The following is a 4,653-nucleotide window of genomic DNA, read 5'->3' as shown; positions in this document are numbered from 1 at the left end:
AAGCCCGCCTGCGCGAAATCGGTGCCGAGCGCTATCACAACCGTCATGCCTTCCATCGTGCGCTGCATGACGGCAAGCTGAACCGCACGCAGGTTCAGGCCTGGGCTCTCAACCGCTACTATTATCAGGCGTCCATTCCGGTGAAGGACGCCACATTGCTCGCCCGCCTGCCCACGGCCGAACTACGTCGCGAGTGGCGTCGCCGCCTCGAGGACCATGACGGCAACGAACCCGGCACAGGCGGCATTGCGCGCTGGCTGAAACTGACAGACGGGCTTGGTCTGTCGCGTGACTATGTCGAAAGCCTGCAAGGCATGCTGCCCGCGACCGGCTTTGCCGTGGAAGCCTATGTGCATTACGTGCGCGACCGCTCCATTCTGGCGGCCATTGCGTCATCGCTCACCGAGCTTTTTTCGCCCACCATCATCAGTGAGCGCGTCTCCGGCATGCTGCGCCACTACGATTTCATCTCGGAAGAGACACTGGCCTATTTCGCCCCACGCCTCACCCAGGCGCCACGTGATTCCGATTTTGCGCTGGCCTATGTGAAGGAACACGCCCGCACTGCCGAGCAGCAGAAAGAGGTCATCGACGCGCTGATCTTCAAATGCAACGTGCTCTGGACCATGCTCGATGCGCTGCAGCATGTGTATATGGAAGGCCATCCCGCCCCCGGCGCCTTTGCCGGTGCCCATACCCCGGAGGCTTTCAGCGCGTGAGCGTTTCGGAAGACAGCATTCTGAAATTTACCCGCGGTCATCGCCTTCAGCATGACCGCGTGCGCGATGTCTGGCTCATTCAGGCTCCTGAAAAGGCCTTTATTGCCGATCCCATTGCCGCTGCCATCCTGCGCCTCGTCGATGGCGCCCGCCCCTTGAGCGCCATCATCGACGACCTCGCTGCAACCTATCATGCCCCTCGTGAAACTATCGCAAGCGATGTGCAGGTCCTGCTTGCTTCGCTGATGGATCAGAAAGTTCTGGTCGAACAAAGCCCTCGGAACGGGCAAACTCCCGCGTCATGAGCTTTACCCCGCCTCCCATGAGCCTGCTGGCCGAGCTGACCCATCGTTGCCCGCTCGCTTGCCCCTATTGCTCCAATCCGATCGATCTGGAGCGACGTGCGTCTGAAATGACCACGGCCGACTGGTTGCGCGTGCTGGACGAAGCTGCGGCACTCGGGGTGTTGCAGGTTCACTTCTCAGGCGGTGAACCCATGGCGCGGCATGACCTGCCCGAACTGGTGCGTCACGCCAGTGCGCTCAATCTCTATACCAATCTCATTACCTCAGGCGTGCTCATCAACGAGGCGACCCTCTCCGCCCTTGATGACGCTGGCCTCGATCATGTCCAGCTCTCCTTTCAGGATGTCGAGGAAGCGGGCGCAGAGCGTATCGGCGGGCTGCGTGGTGCGCAGGCCAAGAAGCTCGAAGCCGCCCGCCTGATCAAGTCACGCGGTATTCCCCTCACGCTCAATTTCGTCGTGCATCGCGAGAATGTGGCGCGCGTGCCTGCCATGCTCGATCTTGCCCATGAACTCGGTGCCGGACGCGTGGAGATTGCTCATACCCAGTATTATGGCTGGGGCCTGAAGAACCGTGATCTGCTCATGCCCTCGGCCGCGCAGCTCGAAGCCTCGACGGAAGCGGTAGTCAAAGCCCGTGCCCGCTTCGGCAACAGCCTCGCCATCGATTATGTCACCCCGGATTATCACGCTGACCAACCCAAACCCTGCATGGGGGGGTGGGGCCAGCGCTTCGTCAACATCACCCCCTCCGGCAAGGTGCTGCCCTGCCATGCCGCCGAGACCATTCCGAATATCACCTTTCCCAGTGTCACAACCGACTCTCTGGGCGCGATCTGGCAGGACTCCCCCCTGTTCAACCTGTTTCGCGGCACGGACTGGATGCCCGAACCCTGCCGCGGTTGCAGCCTGAAGGAAGTCGACTGGGGCGGCTGCCGTTGTCAGGCCCTCGCCCTGACAGGCGATGCAGCGGCCACCGACCCCGTCTGTGCCCGCTCAGACCGTCATGCTCTGGTCATGGAAGCCTCAAGGGCCGGTCATGATGGTGATTTCACCTATCGGCGATTTTCCAAGGCGTAAGATACGCGGGGGGCGGCTCTATACTCCACCAAGGGAGAGTCGTCCTTCTGGACCCTGATTGACTCGAAGGGACTGCCCCCTCCGCAAGCGCAGGGCTTTACCCGTTATCCCAGGAAAGGCCGCGCCACGATCATGATGACGATAACGATCATCAGCAGTGTCGGCACCTCATTGGCAATACGGTAATAGCGCTCGGGATGAAGCCGCAGGTCATGGGAAAACTCGCGGCGCCACCGGGCACAGAAGCCGTGGAAACCGCAAAGCAGCAGAACCGTGACCAGCTTGATCCACCACCATGGGGCGGACCAGTCGATCACACCGGGAAGCGAGGCGAGGAGGCCGCCAGAGATCAGGGTGGCGATCATAGCCGGTGTCATGATGGCGCGGAGCAGACGACGCTCCATGATCTGAAAACGGTCGCTTTCAGGCGTGCCGGGCTGAACCTGTGAATGATAGACGAAAAGCCGCGGTAGATAGAAATTTCCCGCCATCCATGAGGTGAAGGCGAGGATGTGCAGCACCTTGAGCCAGGGAAACCAGGGGAGGAGGGCGCTCATCGGTTTTGCTCTTCCATAACGCTGGCCAGCATGGGGGCAAGTTCATCGAGATGGGCGATACGGCGTAACCCTGACCAGTCGAGCGCGGGCGATGGCCCTTCGGCACGCAGCAGGATGCAGGCCATACCGGCATCATGTGCCGCCTGCACGCCGGTATCGGAATCCTCGATCACCACGCAGGCAGAGGGGGCAACGCCTTCCTGCTCTGCGGCATGGAGGAACACATAGGGGTCTGGCTTGGGCCGCATCATGTCACGAGCCGAATGAACCCTCTCTTTCGGAAAGAAGGGCTCAAATCCGACACGGGCAAATTTGACCTCCATCTCGGGCCATGAGGAATTCGAACCAACGCGAAAAGGCAGACCGAGTGCCTGCACGGCTGACAGCATGGCAGCAGCGCCTTCGATCGGTGCGGCTTCATCGCGCATCAGATCGACCAGCCGGTTCTGCATGATGGCGACGTAGTCATCACCCAGATCGAGGCCGGTCTCGGCTTCGAGTTCGCGCTTGACCTGACCCAGTGCCTTGCCTGCAAAGCGGTGCAGGGCCTCATCATCGCTCAGGGCAATGCCATGATCGCGGGCAGCACTGGCCACCAGACGGCAGGAAGGCCCCTCACTGTCGATCAGCACGCCATCACAATCGAAGATGACGAGACGAAGCTGACCGGAGGCACAAAGGGCTGAAGGGCGCGTATCGGACATGATGAGCGTCAGCCGATATCGCGCACGGCATCGACCAGCGCACCAACATGCTCGGGTGGGGTATCGGGCATGACACCGTGACCGAGATTGAACACATGCGGCCGCCCCTTGAGGGCATCGCGGATGGTGCGTGCCTCGTCAATCAGACCCTTTCCGCCATTGCGCAGAATGATCGGGTCGAGATTCCCCTGAAGGGCCAGCGTGTCAGGGCAGAGCGTCGCCATCTGCGCCAGATCGACCGACGTATCACAGGCCAGCGCATCGACACCGGTCTCACGGGCATATTCGAGGGCCATCAACCCAGCGAGACGGGGGAACCCGATGATCTTCACACCGGGTCGGGCGGCGCGGATGCCCTGCACGATGGCGCGTGTCGGGGCGATCACATGCTGGCGGAACTGGGAAGGAGGCAGCAGACCGGCCCAGCTGTCGAACAGCATGACAGCCTCGGCACCGGCATCGATCTGGCCGATCAGCATGTCGGTCGTTGTCCTAGTCAGCAGGGCGATGAGATCGCGATAAAGCTCCGGGTCCTGCAACGCCATGGCACGGGTGACACCGAACTCCCGCGAGCTGCCGCCATCGACCATGTAGCAGGATACGGTGAAGGGGCTGCCGGCAAAGCCCAGAAGCGTGGTGGATTGAGGCAGTTCGCGAGCCAGAATCCGCAATGTTTCCTGGATTGGTGCCACGGTTTCGGCTACGCGGGCAGGAGACAGGGCCTCAAGCGCAGCCCTGTTGCGGATCGGCTCCATAACGGGGCCGCGCCCTTCGATGAATTTGAGATCCTGACCCATGGCCCAGGGCAGGACGAGGATATCGGAAAACAGGATGGCGCCATCCATGGCAAAGCGCCGGATTGGCTGAAGGGTCAGTTCGGCTGCAATGTCCGGGGTGGTACAGCGCGTCAGGAAGTCTGCCTTGGCACGCTCGGCGCGGAATTCGGGCAGATAGCGTCCGGCCTGACGCATGAGCCATACCGGAGGCGGCCAGACGGCCTCACCGTGGAGGACACGCAGGAGCGGTTTTGCAGGCGCTGACTGGGGTGAATTTTCGCTATCCATACCGACCAATAACCATAAAAGAAAAAAGATAGATATCCTGTCGGATAGGTTGATCCCTGTGGATGACGGGGTACCCAACTTTCCCAAAACGTACCCCGACTTACCAACACTGTGTACAAACGATAAACCCTTTGGTTTGAGGCATTTGCGCAGGTTATCCCGAAATACCCACAGAAGGCCTGTGTACAACCCACTGGTTCTGTCGAAGAAAGTACAATCCACGGT

The 4,653-nt window shown here is 60.8% G+C and carries 6 protein-coding genes; 3 read left to right on the top strand and 3 right to left on the bottom strand.

Annotated elements, in window-relative coordinates; genetic code table 11:
* The 3 genes from pqqC to pqqE form a co-directional block, all read left to right on the top strand.
* The coding region (gene pqqC / locus P792_RS26230) for a pyrroloquinoline-quinone synthase PqqC (RefSeq protein ID WP_084331065.1) at positions 1-719 on the top strand (719 nt) is incomplete at its 5' end.
* Positions 716-1,024: a pyrroloquinoline quinone biosynthesis peptide chaperone PqqD gene (gene pqqD, locus P792_RS26225; protein WP_023978292.1), complete on the top strand. Its 309-nt coding sequence runs from the start codon at positions 716-718 to the stop codon at positions 1,022-1,024. The genes pqqC and pqqD, both read left to right, overlap by 4 nt.
* On the top strand, positions 1,021-2,103 hold the full coding sequence (pqqE, locus tag P792_RS26220) for a pyrroloquinoline quinone biosynthesis protein PqqE (protein ID WP_023978291.1): 1,083 nt from the start codon (positions 1,021-1,023) through the stop codon (positions 2,101-2,103). The genes pqqD and pqqE overlap by 4 nt, the downstream gene beginning before the upstream one ends.
* Before the next feature lie 104 nt (positions 2,104-2,207).
* Here the strand turns inward: pqqE and hemJ are convergent, their stop codons facing one another.
* Genes hemJ through hemE form a run of 3 tightly spaced genes read right to left on the bottom strand, consistent with a single transcriptional unit; the run spans position 2,208 to position 4,428 of the window.
* Positions 2,208-2,660, bottom strand: coding sequence for a protoporphyrinogen oxidase HemJ (hemJ, locus tag P792_RS26215; RefSeq protein ID WP_023978290.1), 453 nt, complete (start codon positions 2,658-2,660; stop codon positions 2,208-2,210).
* Positions 2,657-3,364 carry an HAD family phosphatase gene (locus P792_RS26210; protein WP_023978289.1) on the bottom strand — a complete coding sequence of 236 codons (708 nt, stop codon included), beginning with the start codon at positions 3,362-3,364 and terminating at the stop codon, positions 2,657-2,659. Before P792_RS26210 ends, hemJ begins: the two co-directional genes overlap by 4 nt.
* Before the next feature lie 8 nt (positions 3,365-3,372).
* Positions 3,373-4,428: a uroporphyrinogen decarboxylase gene (gene hemE / locus P792_RS26205; RefSeq protein WP_023978288.1), complete on the bottom strand. Its 1,056-nt coding sequence runs from the start codon at positions 4,426-4,428 to the stop codon at positions 3,373-3,375.
* Positions 4,429-4,653 lie beyond the last annotated feature (225 nt).

This window comes from Asaia sp. SF2.1 (assembly GCF_000505765.1).
Classification (GTDB): domain Bacteria; phylum Pseudomonadota; class Alphaproteobacteria; order Acetobacterales; family Acetobacteraceae; genus Asaia; species Asaia bogorensis.
Note: the sequence above shows the minus strand (reverse complement) of the source record. Positions and strands in the feature narration are given on the sequence as shown.